We start from the raw sequence: 16,892 nt of genomic DNA on the forward strand, positions 1-16,892 counted from the left end.
CACTTGATTCTGCGCGCAAGTATTTAAATCGAAAAGGGGTCACATCCGGCGTCGATGCGGACCCCTCTGAATTCTTAGAATATGGCGCAATGTCAACATGGTACGTCATTCGAAGACAGGGTTAACATTCGGCGCGCATTCACATCCTGGCCACTTGGAGAAGTGCGATGACAAACCGGAAGCTGAGCGTCGATCTCACCCACCAGCACGCTGGAACACCGAACTTTCCTCGTTCCCTGGGTCTTCGTGTTATTATGGCGACTAGGGAGATTGTTCGATGAGCGAGAACCGCAAGCTAGCCGCGATCCTGGCTGCCGACGTGGTCGGGTACGGCCGGCTGGCGAGCGCCGATGAAGACCGTACCTTGGCCAGGTTACGGGCACTGCGCAGCGATCTGATCGATCCGACCATCGCCGTGTACAACGGACGCGTAATCAAGCGCACAGGGGATGGGGCGCTTGTCGAGTTCCGCAGTGTGGTAGACGCCGTGCGCTGCGCCCTCGAAGTGCAGAACGGCATGGTCGAGCGCAATGCCGGCGTGCCGCAGGACCGCCGCATCGAGTTCCGGATCGGTATTCATCTCGGCGACGTAGTCGAGGAAAGCGACGGCGATCTGATGGGCGACGGCGTCAACATCGCCTCGCGTCTGGAGGGCGTCGCGGCGCCCGGCGCCATCTGCCTATCCGAGGATGCCTATCGCCAGGTCAAGGCGCGGCTTGACCTCTCAGTCAGCGATCTCGGCAACACGCAGCTGAAGAACATCGCCGAACCGATCCGGGTTTATTTGCTCCGAGTCGGCACCTCCGCTCAGGCAAAGGCAACTGTGACACCCGAATTTCCGCCAGCTCCGCTTTCGACAGCACCGCCGCCGAAGCTGTCGATCGCCGTGCTGCCTTTTGCCAACATGAGCGGTGATGCCGAGCAGGAATATTTCGCCGACGGAATCTCCGAAGACATCATCACGTCTCTCTCAAAGCTGTCGCAGCTGTTCGTGATCGCTCGCAATTCGTCCTTCACCTTCAAGGGCAGGAACGTGAACGTTCAGGAGGTGGGACGAAACCTCGGTGTGCGCTATGTGCTGGAGGGCAGCGTCCGCAAATCCGGCAACAGGGTACGGATCACCGCACAGCTTATCGACGCGACCACGGGCGGACATCTCTGGGCCGAACGCTTCGACCGCGACCTGACCGACATCTTCGCCGTGCAGGACGACGTGACACAGCAAATTGTCGGCGCGCTCGCGCTCAACCTGACGGAGGGCGACCAGCAGCGGCTGGCGACCGAGCAAACCGACAACCTGGAAGCGTATGACTGCTTTCTGCGTGGCCGAGAGCAGCTGTGGCGGTTCACGAGAGCGCAAAACATCCAGAGTCGGGAACTGTTGCAACGCGCCATCGAACTGGACCCGAAGTTCGCTCCCGCCTACGCGTTCCTCGCCGTCGCAAACGTGCTGGACTACGCAAACCAGTGGAGCCCGTCGTCGTCGGCATCATTGGAACAAGCGGAAGCGTTTGCGACACAGGCAGTAGAGCTCGACGATCGATATCCGTGGGCGCATTGGGCGCTGGCCATCATCAATCTATATTTGCGACGGCACGACGTGGCCATCCGCGAGTCTGAACGCACAATCTCCCTCGCTCCAAACCTTGCCGAAGGGCACGAAAGTCTCGGCACTTCGCTCTACTATTCCGGCAGGCCTGAGGAGGCACTCGCGTGCTTCGAACGGGGAATGGCCTTGAACCCGTATTATCCGGACATATTCCTCCACTTCCAGGCACAAGCGACGTTCCAATTGGGCAGGTACGAAGAGGCAATCGGGATCCTTAAGCGGCGACTTGTTCGTAACCCTGACACCGACGTCTCACGCGTGCTCCTGGCGGCGAGCTACGGCCATCTGGGGCGCTGCGAAGAAGCCCGACATGAGTGGCAGGAAGTATTCCGCGTCAACCCTGATTATTCTCTTGAACACCGCCGCAAAGTGTTGCCCTACAAGAACCCCGACGATTTCGAGCTGGTCGTGGACGGGCTTCGCAAGGTCGACCTGGTGTAACTACTCCTTCTGCAGCCATTCGCTCAAGGATGAGCAATGACCGGTGCTGGCGCAACCTTCCTGTTCGAAAACCGGAAGAATTGACACGTTGCAGTCCTCCAGATTCTGCTCGCGCTATGTCGCAAGGTGTGTTTCGGCGTGGAATGACCCCGTTTCAGGGGTGATCGGCGTCCAAAAGGGGGTCAGACTCAATCTTGCTGCATGTGAAGGATGATGTCGCCTGATTTCGAGAGGGAATCAGGGCGATGGAGCGGAGATTTGGGTCGACGAGACTGGCGCCGGCAGGGTTCGTTGTTGAACATGCCGAGATTGATGCAGAGCGCGTATTTCTGGATGTACGCGCTGCAGCTATTTCGGCAACGTGCCCTTGCTGTGGGACTACTTCACGCCGAACCCAGAGCCGATATCTGCGACAAGCCGCCGATCTGCCGATTGCCGGCCGGCGTGTTGTACTGCGGGTGACGGTTCGCCGGTTCTGGTGCGACGCCTTTCTTTGCCGTCGCCGGATCTATGCTGAACGGTTTGGCGATGGTGTATTGGATCCGTTGTCGCGAAGGACCGGACGCCTGGAGACGATCGTTCATCATCTTGGCCTGGCGTTGGGTGGCAGACCGGCCGCAGCCTTTGCTGATCGCCTGATGATGCCGGTGAGCAACGATTCCCTACTGCGTGTGGTGCGCCGCCGGACTGAACAGCCGCGCAATGAACTCGCCATCGTTGGCATTGACGACTTTGCATTCCGGCGCGGCCAGCGATATGGGACGATTGTCTGCGATCTCGAACGCCGCAGGCCGGTGACATTGCTGCCTGATCGCGAGCAGGCGACATCGCAGGCATGGCTCTCGGATCATCCGTCCATCACGACTGTCGCACGTGATCGGGGTGGCGGGTATGGCGAGGCGATCGCCAAGGCCTTGCCGCACGCCGATCAGGTGGCCGACCGCTGGCATCTCATGGAAAACGCCAGCCGCGCTTTCCTCGATGCGGTCAACAAATCCATGCGCCAAATCCGAAAGGCTGTCGGCAGCACCATCGTAGATCCGCGACCTCTCACCCATGCCGAGCGGCTGCAATATGAAGGATATCTGCGTCGTCAGGAGACAAACGAGGCTATCCTGGAACTGTCTGGCGTCAGCGCCAGTGAGACAGAATTGGCTTAACGAGGAAGGGAGGATTTCTGGCTCATCGTAGCCCTTCACAGGAGCGAAGATGAGACAGAAAGCCGGGACACCGAAACCGTCTGCAGAGACGGTCATCAAGGACATCCGCCGCGCCACCCGGAAGCAGTATGGAGCGGAAGAGAAGATCCGTGTCGTGCTGGAAGGTTTGCGCGGCGAGGAATCGATCGCCGCGCTGTGCCGGCGCGAAGGGATTGCCGAGAGCCTTTATTACAATTGGTCGAAGGAATTCCTCGAGGCCGGCAAGAAACGGCTGGCAGGTGACACGGCGCGCGCCGCCACCACCGACGAGGTCAAGGTGCTGCGCCGTGAGACGCGCGATTTGAAGGAGGTCGTCGCCGAGCAGGCGCTGGAGCTGCGACTGCTCAAAAAAAGCATGATTGCGGATGGGGGCGACGACGAATGAGATATCCCGCCTCCGAGAAGCTCGAGATCATCCGGATTGTCGAGCAGTCGCACCTGCCGGCACGCCGCACGCTGGAAAAGCTCGGCATTCCCCGCGCCACCTTCCACCGCTGGTATGATCGTTTCCTGACCGGCGGCATCGACGCGCTCGATGATCGCCGGCCACAGCCAGGCCGGGTCTGGAACCGCATTCCCGAGGAGGTGCGGGAGCGGATCGTCGACCTCGCCCTCAACAGGCCGGAGCTGTCGCCGCGCGAACTGGCGGTGACGTTCACCGACGCCGAAAGCTACTTTGTCTCAGAGGCTTCGGTCTACCGTCTGCTCAAGACCCATGATCTGATCACCAGCCCAGCCTTCATCGTCATCAAGGCGGTCGACGAGTTCAAGGACAAGACGACCGCGCCGAACCAGCTGTGGCAGACCGACTTCACTTATCTGAAGGTGATCGGCTGGGGTTGGTTCTATCTGTCGACCATCCTCGACGACTTCTCTTGGCTCACATCATCGCCTGGAAGCTGTGCACGACCATGAGGGCGCAAGACGTCACCGACACGCTGACGATGGCGCTCGAGGCTTCCGGCTGCGATCGGGCGACGGTGTATCAGCGGCCGCGGCTGCTCTCCGACAACGGCCCGTGCTACGTGGCCGGCGGCCTGGCCGACTGGCTCTCGGATCAAAACATGGAGCATACCCGTGGCGCGCCCAGCCATCCCCAGACCCAGGGCAAGATCGAGCGCTGGCATCAGACGCTGAAGAACCGCATTCTGCTCGAAAACTACTTCCTGCCGGGCGATCTCGACAGGCAGATCGCCGCTTTCGTCGAGCACTACAATCACCGGCGCTACCACGAGAGCCTCGACAATCTCACCCCGGCCGACGTCTACTTCGGACGCGGCCAGACCATCCTGTTGCAACGAGAAAGGATCAAGCGAAAGACCATCGAACAACGGCGCTTGCGACACCGCAGAGACGCCGCTTAAAATGACAACCGAGATGCGCCAGAGCCTCCGCTAAATCAGAGCGCCAATTGTCTCAAATTCCCTGACGACGGACAGCATCGGAGCACTGTGAGGCACTGTTTCCCCCTAGACAGCCGCTTGGTTCCGGGTTCAAGTTACTGCATGAGCGCCAGTAGAACAGGTAAGGGCGAAGACCGACAGGAGCAGCAAATCCGGTTTTCCTCCAGCGATTTGGCGGAAGCTGTCATACAAACCGTCGACCAGCCGTTGCTGATCTTGGATTCGGATTTCACGGTCAGGGAAAGCAACGCCGCCTTTTGCGATTTCTTCAATGTGAGTATGGAGGAAACACGCCACCGCCCATTGTTCGAGATCGGCAACGGACAGTGGGACATTTCCGAACTGCGTGATCTTCTGGAGAAGGTTTTGCCGCAACGCTCGACGGTGACAAACTACCGAGTTGAGCACAAATTCCCGGACATCGGCAAACAGATCATGATCCTGAACGCCAAGCGGTTGGCAGCCACTGAGGATCGACCCGAACTCATCCTGCTGGCGTTGTCCGACCAAACCAGGAGTGAACAGGCCCGTTTTGAGCTCGAAGGACACAAGGAATTTCAGGAGAAGCTGATCGACAGCGTTCGTGAAGCGCTGCTGGTGCTCGATTGGGACCTGAGGGTCGTTCAGGCGAACCAGTCTTTCTACAAAGCGTTCGGGGTCTCCGCTTCTGAAAGCGAAGGCCGCTTGATCTACGAGCTCGGCAACGGGCAATGGGACATTCCGCACCTGCGCAAGCTGCTGGAAAATGTCCTCCCCGACGATAATGCCTTCAATGACGTGGAGGTGGAGCATGTGTTCGAAAATGTCGGACGCCGGATCATGCTCCTCAACGGCCGGCGCCTCGACCATCTCGACCTCATCTTGCTGGCAATTCGGGATGTCACCGAGCTGCGTAGAATGGAGGCTCAGCAGCGCACTCTGGTGGGAGAACTGCATCATCGCATCAAGAACATTTTGACCAGCGTTGCGGCCCTGGCGAACCAAATCCTGCGTGAAAGCAGCTCTCTCGACGAATTCAAGGACGCTTTCCAAACACGCTTGGCCGCTTTGGCTCGAACACAGGACCTCCTCCTGCGCGCGCCAGACCGGGATACCGACATGGCCGACATTCTGCGGACGGAGTTTGAAGCCCAGGGCGGTCGGGAAGGCGTCAATTTTCATCTTGCGGGACCTGAAATCCTGCTCCCTCCGCAGGCGGCTCAGGCGTTTGCCATGGCCATCCACGAACTGGTTACAAACGCCGTTAAGCATGGCGCGCTCGCCTCGCGCGCTGGCAAGGTGACGATCGACTGGAGTCTCCGCGCTGAAGGGGAGGGGAATAAGGTCCGGTTTCACTGGCGCGAGCGTTGCGCGGACATAGACACCGATCCTGACCGCAAGGGATACGGAAGCCGAGTGGTAGACAGCGTATTCCGCCATTCTCTCAAGGGCATGTCGCAGCTCACGCTGCATCCCGACGGCGCTGAGTTGATAGCCGAATTCCGGCCATCATAGATTCGTGTTGGCTGTGCTCTCTTAGGCGCATTCCCTCTTACGCGGCGATTGGTTGCGGGCGGCAGGCGGCTAAAGCGCGCTTTCGCGGCCCGCGGCATCGGTCTGTGCAGGGCCGAGGCCAGCACTTCTCACTCCGGCGGCGTCACTCGTCCACGTACAGAACGACGTCTGCTTCGTTCGTTTGAGCTGCGATAACTTTTGAGACATCGACGAGTTGCTCGCTAGCGCGTCGAAAAACAGGGGAATTCGACTGCACGGCATTTCGTAACTCATCGACTGTTTCCTGGTTGAGGGTCACCGCCTCGCGAATGACCTCTCGCTCACGTTTCGGGAATTCCTTCCTGATGTTCTTCACGCGGACCTCATTTACCACAAACATCTTGCGCAACGAACTCGCGTTGTCGGCATTTTTGGCAACAAGCTGCGCGATGCGATCGGCCTCGGAGACTTCGGCCTGCCGAGCGGATTCTACCTCCCCTGGCAGGTCGCCAACCAAATCCTGTGCCAGGACCACGTCGGACAAGGCCAGAAATACACACAGAGGGAAGGCCAAAAGGCTGGGTTGCAATCTCATAATGGTGCGCTCCTGTCTGTTGTACATCACCGCTCCTCAATCGTTTGCATTGGTCAGCCGTCGAACTGTCGACCGTAGTCGATAACATCCATGGACGCGACCAGACAGCCAGCATGCAGGTTGTCGTCTGCAGCGCTGCGACATGTCGCGCCTTTGCGCTGAAATTCAACCTTTTATCCAGATCTTCACCACGCCGCCTCCTGGGAGTGCCCATGGAAGAACCCGAGACGATGCGTCCTGACGGGAGGACGCATTGCCCGACTGCATCAGCTTCACTGCTTGAGGTTTTCTTCCCAATAGGCATCCACTTCCTGGAGCGCCCCGGTCTGGCCGGGATCGGCCGCAGTACGTCAAGCGACTGGCTGCGGGGACACCGCTGGACGTTCAAAAAAAAATTCCGCACACGCATGTGTGGACGCCCCGACGGATGCAAGAAGAATCTTTGGTGCAGGCTGCTGCGCGTGTTCGGTTGCTGCCATGTGTTCCGCCTCTCATTGCGGCCTTGTCATGGCCGCGGGCCCGTATGGGAGTTCGAGGATCAGCATTCCAGCCGACGACCTGAACCGCGTGTTCGATAAATTTTACCGCGCGGGCAAGAGCTATAGCCAGCGCGCCGGCGCGGGCCTCGACCTTGCCATCTGCCGCGGCTTCGTCGAAGCGGGGCGGCTCAATCGATGTTGCCAACCGAAACGATCGCCCGGGGGCGGTTTTCACGATCGCCATCCCGGTCCCTGAGGGCGCCGGCAGATTTGGATACGGCGGCATGAGTTTCGCGCCCAACCAGGATTTTGGTGGTAGACGACGAACCGCCCATCCGGCGACTGCTGCGGACAAGCCTAGCTTATCAAGGCTTCCAGGTGGTCGAGGCCGCTAACGGCCCGCGAGGCGCTCGAAGATGGAGCAGGCAGCGCCAGATCTCATCCTTCTCGACCTCGGCCTGCCCGGGTTTCAGGGGCACGAGCTGATCCGCAAGTTGCGGGAGCAGGGATCGTCCGTCCCGACCGGATGGCGGCGTCGGGAGGTCCCTGTCCTAAGATCCTGAGCGGCCAACAGCCTGGTTCATAATCGCCTGCGTGAAGACGATGTCGGCTATCCACTCCATCCAGGTCATTGCCCGCGAGCGGCCTGTACGTCGCCAGCGGGTCACGGCACGAAACGTCATGATAGGCCCAATCGGCCCGAAGCTGTGATTTTGGCCAAGTTGTGGAACGTTGCGGGAACGGATTGACCGTGATGTCATCCTGACCTGAGAATTCGCTCCTGGAACAGGGAGTGGATTTATGGGTCTGCGTGTTTCGCCCGAGGCGTTGGCCGGGGGATGGAGCCTGTCGTTTGCCGACATCGACTTTGTGAACGCCAAGCCGGCCGGTTCAAGGCTTGGACTGGCAGTGCAATTGAAGTTCTTTGCCACGTACGGTTATTTCGCCACCGCGGCGTCTGAGGTTCCCGGTGAGTCGGTTTCGTATCTGGCCAACCAGCTTGGCGTCGGCGAGACCGATCTTGACGGTCACGATTTTTCGGGGCGCTCGGGACGTCGCCATTGTGCAGAGATTCTGCGCCATCTTGGTTTTCGGCGGATGAAGCACGCGGATCGCGCAGTGCTTGTCGCCTGGATGGCTATGGATCTCTGCCCGCGAGGGGCATCGGTCGCGGCGATGCTGGAGGCGGTCTTTCTGTGGTGCCGGGATCGCCGGATGTTCGGGCCGTCGGCGAAAGAGATGGAGCGGCTGGTCCGCTCCGAGCGGCAACGGTTCCTGGAAACATTTCTCGGTAGCGTCGCGGACCAGCTGCTACCGGAAACGATGGCGCTGATGGAAGCCTCACTCGCCGATCCGGAGAGTTCAATCGGATTCCATGCCATCAAGGGTGATCCGGGTGCCGCGACGCTGGACAACATGCTTTCTCTTGCCGACCGATTGGCATTCATCAAAAGGCTGGATTTGCCGCGGGACTTGCTGACGGGCGCCGGCAAGACGTGGATCGACCAGATTGTCCGGCGGGTCGGCGCTGAAAAAGCCTCCGAGATGCGCCGCCACGCTCAGCCGCGGCAGCTCGGCCTCTATGCGGTCTTCCTGATGGTACGGGAAGCGCAGATCATCGATGGCATGATCGATCTTCTGGTGGAGACCATTCACAAGATCGGGATCCGCTCGAAGCGCAAGGTGGTTGCCGGCATCGCGCGCGACATCGAGAAGGTTTATGGCAAGGAGCGGCTTCTGGTCGATATTGCCGATGCGGCCATTGAGGCGCCGGACGGCCGGGTCTGTGACGTGATCTTTCCGGTGGCGGGCCGCGAGAAGCTCGCAGCGATTGTCAAGGAACATCGGGCGAAGGGCACGCTGGAGCGCCGGATCTACCAGGTGATGCGCGGCTCCTACGCCAATCATTACAGACGGCTGCTGCCGAGGCTGCTTTCGATTCTGGAGTTTCGTTCGAACAACGCTGTGCATCGGCCGGTGCTCGAAGCTCTGGACTGGATCAGGCGGATGCTCGAAAGCGGATGCCGTATCGTTCCCAGGAACTGCGTGCCGATCGACGGCGTCATTCCGCCGAAATGGCGCAGCGCCATCATCGGCAAGGACGGGCGGATCAACCGCATCAGCTATGAGCTTTGTGTGCTCAGCCAGCTGCGCGACCGTATCCGGGCAAAGGAAATCTGGGTGGTGGGTGCCGATCGCTATCGCAATCCGGACGATGACCTGCCCAAGGATTTCGAGACCAGGCGCGCGGCCTATTACGGCGCGCTGAAGCTGACGGCGGACGCGCGGGCTTTCACACACGAAATCAAGGCAGAACTGGAGCGGGAGTTGCGGCTGCTGAATGCGGAAATTCCCCGCAACGACAAGGTGCGCATTCTCTGGCGCGGCGAAAACCGCGTCTCGATCACGCCATTTCACCCGCTGCCGGAACCGCAAGGCCTGCGTTCGGTCAAGGCCGAGATCGGGCAGCGCTGGCCGATGACGGAACTCCTGGACGTGCTGAAGGAGACGGCACTGGACACGGGCTTCCTGAAAGCCTTTGAAACGTCGGCCTCCCGCGTGGCGATTTCAAGCGGTGCGCTCGAGCGGCGCCTGATTTTGTGTCTCTACGGACTGGGAACCAATGCCGGCCTGAAGCGCGTGGCGGCCGGCTGCCCGGATGCCAGCTATGAGGAACTGCTTCATGTGAGCCGGCGCTTCATCCATCGGGACGCGCTCAAGGCAGCCTGCGGCCGCGTTGCGAATGCGACACTGGCCGTCCGCAACGCCGCCATCTGGGGCGAGACCGGTACGGCCTGTGCATCGGATTCGAAGAAATTCGGTGCCTGGGACGGCAACCTGATGACCGAATGGCATGTCCGCTACGGTGGCCGCGGCGTGATGATCTACTGGCATGTCGAGAAAGGCTCGACCTGCATCTGTTCGCAGCTCAAGCGTTGTTCTTCGTCGGAGGTCGCGGCGATGATCAAGGGCGTTCTGCGGCATTGCACAGACATGGAGATCCAGCGGCAATATGTAGACAGCCATGGCCAGAGCGCGATCGGCTTTGCCTTCTGCCGCCTGCTCGGCTTCGAACTAGCGCCGCGCCTGAAGGCGATCGCCCGGCAGAAGTTGGCGTTGCCCTTTCCAGGCCTGCGGGCGGAATTGCCGAATCTGCTGCCTGTTCTTTCCGGGGTGATCAACTGGGACGAGATCGAGCAGCAATATGACGAGATGGTCAAATATGCCGCCGCCATGCACAGTGGAACGGCTGCTCCGGAAGCGATCCTGCGTCGGTTTGCCCGCGCTGAAGTGATGCATCCGACGTACAAGGCTCTCGCCGAACTTGGCCGGGCGGTGAAAACGATCTTCCTGTGCCGGTATTTGCGCCACGAGGCGCTCCGCCGCGAAATCCACGAAGGCCTGAACGTGGTCGAGAACTGGAACAGCGCCACCAGCTTCGTGTTTTTCGGCAAGGGCGGCGAGATTGCCTCCAACCGGCTCGACGATCAGGAGATCTCGGCGCTGGCACTGCATTTGTTGCAGGCGTCGCTGGTCTATGTGAACACCCGGATGATGCAGTCGGTGCTGAGCGAGCCGCAATGGTCAGTGCGGCTGACGCCGGAGGACTATCGTGGCCTCACCCCGCTGATCTACGGACATGTCAATCCTTATGGCCGTTTCGACCTTGATCTCGATCGCCGTATCGATTTCGAGCGGAAGCAGGCGGCGTGATCACAACTGGAGGGAGCCAAAATGCCTGTCTCGAAGAAGCCCCGGAAGAAAGCAGCGACTCCCAAGCAGTCGAAAGATGACAGCATACTGCCACCGTTACCGGATCGGCGCGGTATGGAGGGATTCATGGCCAATCTGTTCGGCGGGCACCGCAGGGGCGATCCGACAGAGGCGGCGCAGGACATCATCTATGAGGCTTGGGAGGCGACCACTCGCAGCAAGCGTATCGCGCTGGCCAGGAAAGCGCTTAAGGTGTCACCGCTCTGCGCTGACGCCTATGTGCTGCTAGCCGAAGAGGAAGCGCGGTCTGTCGAGGAAGTGCTGGACTACTACCAAAAGGGCGTCGAGGCGGGTGAAATGGCCCTCGGGCCCGAGGGGTTCGAGGAGTATGCCGGCCACTTCTGGGGCTTTCTGGAGACCCGTCCCTATATGCGCGCGCGGGCAGGTCTTGCCGCCGCGCTCTGGCGGCTAGGCCGACATCAGGATGCGATCGACCACTATCAGGAGATGCTTGAACTCAATCCCAACGACAATCAGGGCATCCGCTACGTGTTGGCCGGGCATCTGCTGGCGCGCAACGAAATCAAACCGCTGAAAAAGCTGCTCAAGCAGTTCGAAGAAGACGGCGCCGCGGCGTGGCTCTATACGCCGGCCCTTCTTGCCTTCCGAGAAAACGATCCAGACGCCGACAAACTGGCCGAGGAAGCCTGGCTGGCCAATAGCCATGTGCCCGGCGTCTTATCCGGCAAGCAGCCATTGGTTGCCTCCATGGACGGCTACATCACCATGGGCGGCGAGGACGAGGCAGCCGACTACGTCGAGGAAAACGGTAGGGCTTGGCAGTCCACGCCCGGCGCCATCGAGTGGTTGGTCGATGTTACCAGGAAATTGAAACCGCGCAGACGGCGGGGCAGTGCCGATGTCTAATTTGGGTATGCTCGGCGTCTTTGCGGAGTTCGAGACCAACCAGCGGCGCGAGCGCCAAGCCGAAGGGATTGCCGCCGCCAGAAAGCGAGGCGACTACAGGGGCCGCCCGCCGAAGATTGACCGCGCCGAAATTATGCGCCGACTGGAACGGGGCCACGGCCCGACCGTCTACCAGGTGCGGAAAGGCGGACCAGAATGAGCAAAGGCAAGCGCATGACCCGGCTGACGCCGGCAGACTGCGAGGAAATCCAAACTCGCATGCTTGAAGCCTGCCGAAAAATCGTTGCGGACCATGGGCTCGTCATCGAGGGTGCCGGCTGGCGCGGCTTGGACTCCGGGTTTGCCTTCGAGCCGGTGTTCCGCGTCAGCGTTCCCACCTCCGACGGCATGCCTTTCAATCTCGAAAAGGACATGTTCGCGTATCTGGCCCAACGATACGGATTGGCCCCCTCGGACTTCGGGCGCGAATTCACTACCGGAGGCGAGAGATTCCGGATCACCGGCATCGATCCCAAGCGACCGCGATATCCCATCTCCGCCGAGCGGGTCCCTGATCGCCGAGGCTTCAAGTTTACCGCTGAAAACGTCGCCATGCTGTTGAACGCTCAGGCAGAGCCGTGATGTTCGTCACATGTTCGCCAACTTGGCCAAAATCGCACCTTCGGGCCGATTAGGCCTAATTGGCGGATCTGTCGTGATGGCGTCTGGTTGCACTTCAAATCTTGCCGCTGCCGCGTTCTGGCAAAACATGGTCATTTCGGCTTCAGGAACTACAGTTCCAAGGCCAGGTTCTTCGGCCGCGTTCCCGCTCCGGGCCATAACACAGCCAACGATCGCGAGCGTCAGCAGCACGCCCTTCGACTGATATGTCATCATTGCATCGCTCCTTATTTCAAGAGATGTCGCAAACTTGCGCCGCCTTGGGAGATGGCGCACGGATTGCCAGCGGCTTTTGGCTAGTAGCACGGGGGGTAGGGGTAGTATCCGCAGTACGGGGGATATGCGTATGGGGCGGCAGCGGCGGCACCGACGGCTGCGCCAACTGCAGCCCCGGCAACTGCGGCCCCCGCGACAGCGCCGGCACCGTACCAGGCGCCATGATAGACAGGAGCGTGCCAGTACGCGCCGCCGCGGTAGACACCGCCGTAGCCACCCACATGGGCGAATCCGCCGCCGCGCGGTCCACGAACCGCGAAGGCGTCAATGAAAAGTGCGGCCGGACCGCTCGCATTGTTCAGGCTGCCTTCCAGAACGGCAACGTCGAACGTCAGTGTGTTCCCCTCAAGTTTCGGAGCCCCGAGCGTAACCACGGCGTCGTTGACCTCGGAGCCGTCTCCCCCAAGCACCGATACTGTCGCGTTCGGTGGGTCGATGGCGAAGTTGTCCTTGCCTTCGTCCCACTGCATGATGAACTGCTCGGTTGTGACGTGGCCCGCGGCACGTACCGGCCGATCGGCAAAGACGATCGAGTTCGCCGAAACACCCGTCAGGACAAGTTTGCCGCCTTCGAGCGCGGCGCCCTGCGAATTGATGACAGCAAGAGACGGGATCGGCCCGGTCGCCTTGACTTGGCCGATAGTCTTTTCCAGCGGCACGTGCGGCTTCTTGGTGGACTCCTGAGCCATAGCTCCAGCGGTTGCCAATGCCAGGCCGCCCGCGAAGGCTATCACGCTTGTGATGCGATTGATGTTCATATTGAAATCCTCCGTTAGAGATGAGAGCAAGGGGCGTCACAGACTGCAGAGCATCGTTAGTTTGCCAGGCCCAAATTGATGAGCTGGACCCGCCTGTTGGCAGCAGCCTTCGGATTGGTGGCATCGAGAGGCATCTCTTGCCCAACTCCGATGGCGATGAGGTGGTTCGCCGGCACCGAGAAAGTGGTCGTCAGCGCAACCATGATCGCATCGGCCCGCTTCATGCTGAGTTCCAAATTGTGCTCGGCTTTGCCGGTGGCGTTGGTGTGCCCGACGACAAGAAACTTGTAGTGCCGCAATCGGGGATCGTGCAGCGCATCTGCGATCAGTCCAATTGTCCGGTAGGACGCCGGCTCGATTGCAGTGGAGTCGTTCTCGAAATCTATCTCGACAGCCAGTTGGGCAAGATTGGCGAGCTGGCTCCAGTTCGGCAGCGTGGCCACGCCTTTGCCCACATTGGCATTGACCTCCTGCACGAGCAAACCGACGTCGACGATCGGTGCCGCCTGGGCGGCCTGACCCAGGCTGGCTATGAGCTGCTTGTCGCTGAGTTGCTGAGCCCCGGCGGTGCCTGCGGCAAGCAGAAGGGCCAGCGTCAAACAATAGCGAAATCCATGAATGGTCATTTTGCTTCTCCTGGTGCGATACCGGCTCAACGCCATCCCGCATTGGTAATCGCGGCATTGCATTTTTCGCCGTCTAGGCGCTCCGTCTTGATCAGGCATTGCAGGATGTGCTCCTCGCCGACAACGCCCTTGCACAACTGCTTTGCGCGCCCGGCGCATACCTTGAAGACGCTAGCCTGCGCCTCAAGGCGCATTTGGATCGATGCCACGACGCTGGCCAGCGTCGATGTGCAGGCTGGCGAAACCTTCGCCTGGTTCTGCTCCAGACAGTTGCGTATCTCGTTGTTGCCGAGATTGAGCCCTCTGCAATGCTTCTTGATGTCGGCGCCGCAGTCTTTGGCAAGTACCGTGACGGCATCGGCATAGCTGATCGTTTGCGCACGCCCAAGGCCGGTTAGTGCAAGCGAGGCCATCAGGATCGCACCGCCGAAAATGCCAAGTCTGTTCGTCATTTGTAACTCCCATCCTTTAAGTGCAGTCGAAGCACGTCGATGTCCGTAGGTTGAAGTTTCAGGCACGATGAAAGAGGCAGCCACTGTTTGATCAGAACCGAAAACTGGCGCCGATGATCGGTCCGTGCATTGCAACATCGAAAATGAGTCCACCGTCGTCGTAATCGACGTCCAGATAGCGATAGCCGGCTTCCAGCGTGACCGAGTCATTGTAACGATACTGAAGCGTGCCCAGGACCTGCCAGTCGAGATCGGCGCCAACGCCAAAACCGCCTATGTCGGCCTCGCCGTGAAGTCCCAATCCGCTGCCGAGACCAACCGTGCCGGCCACACCAATGATGGGATCGACCCAGGTCTTGCTGCCGCTGCCCTGAAGCACGTTGACAGGGCCGGTAAGGGTCACGTCCGTGTCCAGGTACCAGAGCCGTCCGCCGGCCAGCACGTCTAAGGTAGCGGTTTCATTTTCGACGACTCGATAGGAAGCCCCGAAGGTCCAGACCACCGTGTTCATTTCCACATCGGCCGTCAGAGGTACCGGGCCTGATGACGATCCATCGGCCTCAAGTCCCAGGTAGATGAAGTCGGTGAAAAGGGCGAAACGGCCATTGCGGGCCTCGCCGGCAATCATGATCGGCGGGGGAAACCAATCGATGGCATCGAAGACTTGGCTGAAATCGACGTCGACATCGGCCGGCGGCATGCCCGCGACGCCAATTTGACCATTGAGACCCGCCAGCCAGAGGTAGGGCGCTGCGGCGAATGTCCAACCACTGGCGGCGGGCGCTTCTTCGGACTGTGGATCGACCATATCAGCCGCGGCCGCCGGCCCAAAAATGAGATGCGCTATGACCGGCAGAAGAGCAAACCTAAGAAATCGTACATCAGCGGTGTCCCCGTTCATGTACGCGAAGCACACCGGCCTCCGACGCTTCCCGGCGATAATTCGAGGCGGTGGTGACATTAGCCGGTGTGTGGAAGTGCGGCCCGGCGAGAGCACCGCGTGCTTCTTTCGAGGCAGCTCTAGATCCGTCCGTTCCGAGATTGGCGCCAATAGCATCACAAATAGCCCGCACCGGCAGGCAATGCCGCGGTAGCCAAAGAGGTCGTCCGCCGTGTGAACGGACATGAGCATCCGCTTCGCTTCGGCGGTCATAGCTAAGCTCGACAAGCCGGTCTGTAGTGCAAATAGGACTGCTGTTCATTAGCAGTAGTAGACGCCGACGGCGCAGCGCCGCACGGTGCGACGCGCCACTCCGGCAACGCTGACCGGCGTGAGCGGGCGCCCAACTCTGGCTTCAGCACTCGACACGAACCCGTACGTGCCATGAACCGTAAGCCGTTCTGAAGCTCCGATCCCGAAAACTCCGATCGCCGCAGCGAGCAGAACGAGTCTCAGCCTGATTGACATGGTCATTGGTTACCCCCTGGAGCAAACTGATCGGGCAGTTCATCCGTATCCTTGAGTTCCGTTGGCTCCACTTTCTTGGCATCGGTCGCGTTCTTGAAAGCAAAGTCGTCATTCGCGACCTCGCTGCCGACCTTCCAGTCCCTGACCTGGACGCTGTATTGTGGGCCCTGGTCGACCTCCTTGGAGGTGATGACATAACGACAGGGATAGGGGCTCGCGCCTTGCGCGATCCAGATTTGCCAGTCGACCTCCTTGGCGCGGAATGCCAAGTGGTCGCATTCGGCGCCGCCGATCACGCCGCTGCCGAGATCCTTCACGTCTGTGACGCCGTCCATCAGCACGTCATAGGCGTTAGACAAGAGCAGATCGGCGCCCGGAATGGGCCTTTGAAACGTGTCACGCAGCTCGCTGACCAGATGGTCAAGGTCGCCGGGCACTTCGGCCTGTGCGTACAAGTTGGCATTTTTACCCAGAAGCGTGAGCGTCTTTCCGTCGTAGACCATCTCGACGCTGGCAAAGCCGCCGTCGCGCGTGGCGCGAATCTTGTCGGGGCGACTGAGTGCGGCGGTGCCCGAACTCGCAAACAGGAGCTTCTGATGATCCTCCGTGACGACTTCCAGGTTCGTGTCGTATCCGAACGAAATCATCTGTTGAGCCGCGAGATAGTCGGACATGGCCTTCAATATGCTTTTGGCGTGGGTCTCGTCCGCTTGTGCGGTTATGGGCGCCCCCAAGTCGAACAGCAAGACCAGCGCCGCGGCGGACATTGCGGCTTTGGCGCACCCGACTGATTTCTTCTTCATTTAGAATTCCTCCGTTGACCATGCGCACCCGCGTCCGCCGCCTGAGCACCGTAGCGCTCAGGCCTTTCG

At 60.2% G+C, this 16,892-nt stretch carries 13 protein-coding genes and 3 pseudogenes; 8 read left to right on the top strand and 8 right to left on the bottom strand.

Going from position 1 to position 16,892, the window contains the following annotated elements:
• The first annotated feature begins 277 nt into the window (after window positions 1-277).
• From G6N73_RS26540 to G6N73_RS26555, 4 genes and pseudogenes are all read left to right on the top strand, one after another.
• Window positions 278-2,050: an adenylate/guanylate cyclase domain-containing protein gene (locus G6N73_RS26540; protein ID WP_165032977.1), complete on the top strand. Its 1,773-nt coding sequence runs from the start codon at window positions 278-280 to the stop codon at window positions 2,048-2,050.
• 245 nt (window positions 2,051-2,295) lie between these two features.
• Window positions 2,296-3,177, top strand: a pseudogene (locus G6N73_RS26545) (ISL3 family transposase); the annotation flags it as partial.
• Window positions 3,178-3,259: 82 nt separating this feature from the next.
• Window positions 3,260-4,613: pseudogene (locus tag G6N73_RS26550) on the top strand (IS3 family transposase).
• Between the two features lie 141 nt (window positions 4,614-4,754).
• Window positions 4,755-6,146, top strand: coding sequence for a sensor histidine kinase (locus G6N73_RS26555; protein ID WP_165032978.1), 1,392 nt, complete (start codon window positions 4,755-4,757; stop codon window positions 6,144-6,146).
• 142 nt (window positions 6,147-6,288) lie between these two features.
• On the opposite strand, the gene G6N73_RS26560 is transcribed toward G6N73_RS26555, so the two are convergent.
• Window positions 6,289-6,747: a hypothetical protein gene (locus tag G6N73_RS26560; RefSeq protein ID WP_246252596.1), complete on the bottom strand. Its 459-nt coding sequence runs from the start codon at window positions 6,745-6,747 to the stop codon at window positions 6,289-6,291.
• Window positions 6,748-8,000: 1,253 nt separating this feature from the next.
• Here G6N73_RS26560 and G6N73_RS26565 point away from each other — a divergent pair.
• The 4 genes and pseudogenes from G6N73_RS26565 (at window position 8,001) to G6N73_RS26580 (ending at window position 12,461) form a co-directional block, all read left to right on the top strand.
• Complete coding sequence (locus G6N73_RS26565; protein WP_165032979.1) at window positions 8,001-10,913, top strand: Tn3 family transposase; 2,913 nt, start codon at window positions 8,001-8,003, stop codon at window positions 10,911-10,913.
• A 126-nt stretch (window positions 10,914-11,039) separates the two neighbouring features.
• Window positions 11,040-11,840 (top strand): tetratricopeptide repeat protein, encoded by an 801-nt coding sequence (locus tag G6N73_RS26570; protein ID WP_165032980.1) that lies wholly within the window; start codon window positions 11,040-11,042, stop codon window positions 11,838-11,840.
• Window positions 11,841-11,847: 7 nt separating this feature from the next.
• Window positions 11,848-12,039 (top strand): annotated as a pseudogene (locus tag G6N73_RS26575) (recombinase family protein); the annotation flags it as partial.
• A 14-nt stretch (window positions 12,040-12,053) separates the two neighbouring features.
• A complete protein-coding gene (locus G6N73_RS26580) occupies window positions 12,054-12,461 on the top strand; it encodes a hypothetical protein (protein WP_246252597.1) in 408 nt (135 codons plus the stop codon).
• 6 nt (window positions 12,462-12,467) lie between these two features.
• On the opposite strand, the gene G6N73_RS26585 is transcribed toward G6N73_RS26580, so the two are convergent.
• From G6N73_RS26585 to G6N73_RS26610, 7 genes are all read right to left on the bottom strand, one after another.
• Window positions 12,468-12,716, bottom strand: a complete 249-nt coding sequence (locus G6N73_RS26585) for a hypothetical protein (protein ID WP_165032982.1) — start codon at window positions 12,714-12,716, stop codon at window positions 12,468-12,470.
• Between the two features lie 80 nt (window positions 12,717-12,796).
• Window positions 12,797-13,534 (bottom strand): hypothetical protein, encoded by a 738-nt coding sequence (locus G6N73_RS26590; protein ID WP_165032983.1) that lies wholly within the window; start codon window positions 13,532-13,534, stop codon window positions 12,797-12,799.
• Between the two features lie 56 nt (window positions 13,535-13,590).
• On the bottom strand, window positions 13,591-14,160 hold the full coding sequence (locus G6N73_RS26595) for an OmpA family protein (RefSeq protein ID WP_165032984.1): 570 nt from the start codon (window positions 14,158-14,160) through the stop codon (window positions 13,591-13,593).
• Between the two features lie 26 nt (window positions 14,161-14,186).
• Entirely contained in the window at window positions 14,187-14,612 is a 426-nt protein-coding gene (locus tag G6N73_RS26600; RefSeq protein WP_165032997.1) for a hypothetical protein, read from the bottom strand.
• Window positions 14,613-14,703: 91 nt separating this feature from the next.
• Complete coding sequence (locus tag G6N73_RS26605) at window positions 14,704-15,765, bottom strand: porin family protein (RefSeq protein ID WP_165032985.1); 1,062 nt, start codon at window positions 15,763-15,765, stop codon at window positions 14,704-14,706.
• Window positions 15,766-15,813: 48 nt separating this feature from the next.
• Complete coding sequence (locus tag G6N73_RS37240) at window positions 15,814-16,026, bottom strand: hypothetical protein (protein WP_246252598.1); 213 nt, start codon at window positions 16,024-16,026, stop codon at window positions 15,814-15,816.
• Window positions 16,023-16,823, bottom strand: a complete 801-nt coding sequence (locus G6N73_RS26610; RefSeq protein WP_165032986.1) for a DUF2092 domain-containing protein — start codon at window positions 16,821-16,823, stop codon at window positions 16,023-16,025. The genes G6N73_RS37240 and G6N73_RS26610 overlap by 4 nt, the downstream gene beginning before the upstream one ends.
• Between the last annotated feature and the right edge of the window lie 69 nt (window positions 16,824-16,892).

The sequence above is a fragment of the Allomesorhizobium camelthorni genome, from assembly GCF_011045125.1.
Classification (GTDB): Bacteria; Pseudomonadota; Alphaproteobacteria; order Rhizobiales; family Rhizobiaceae; genus Allomesorhizobium; species Allomesorhizobium camelthorni.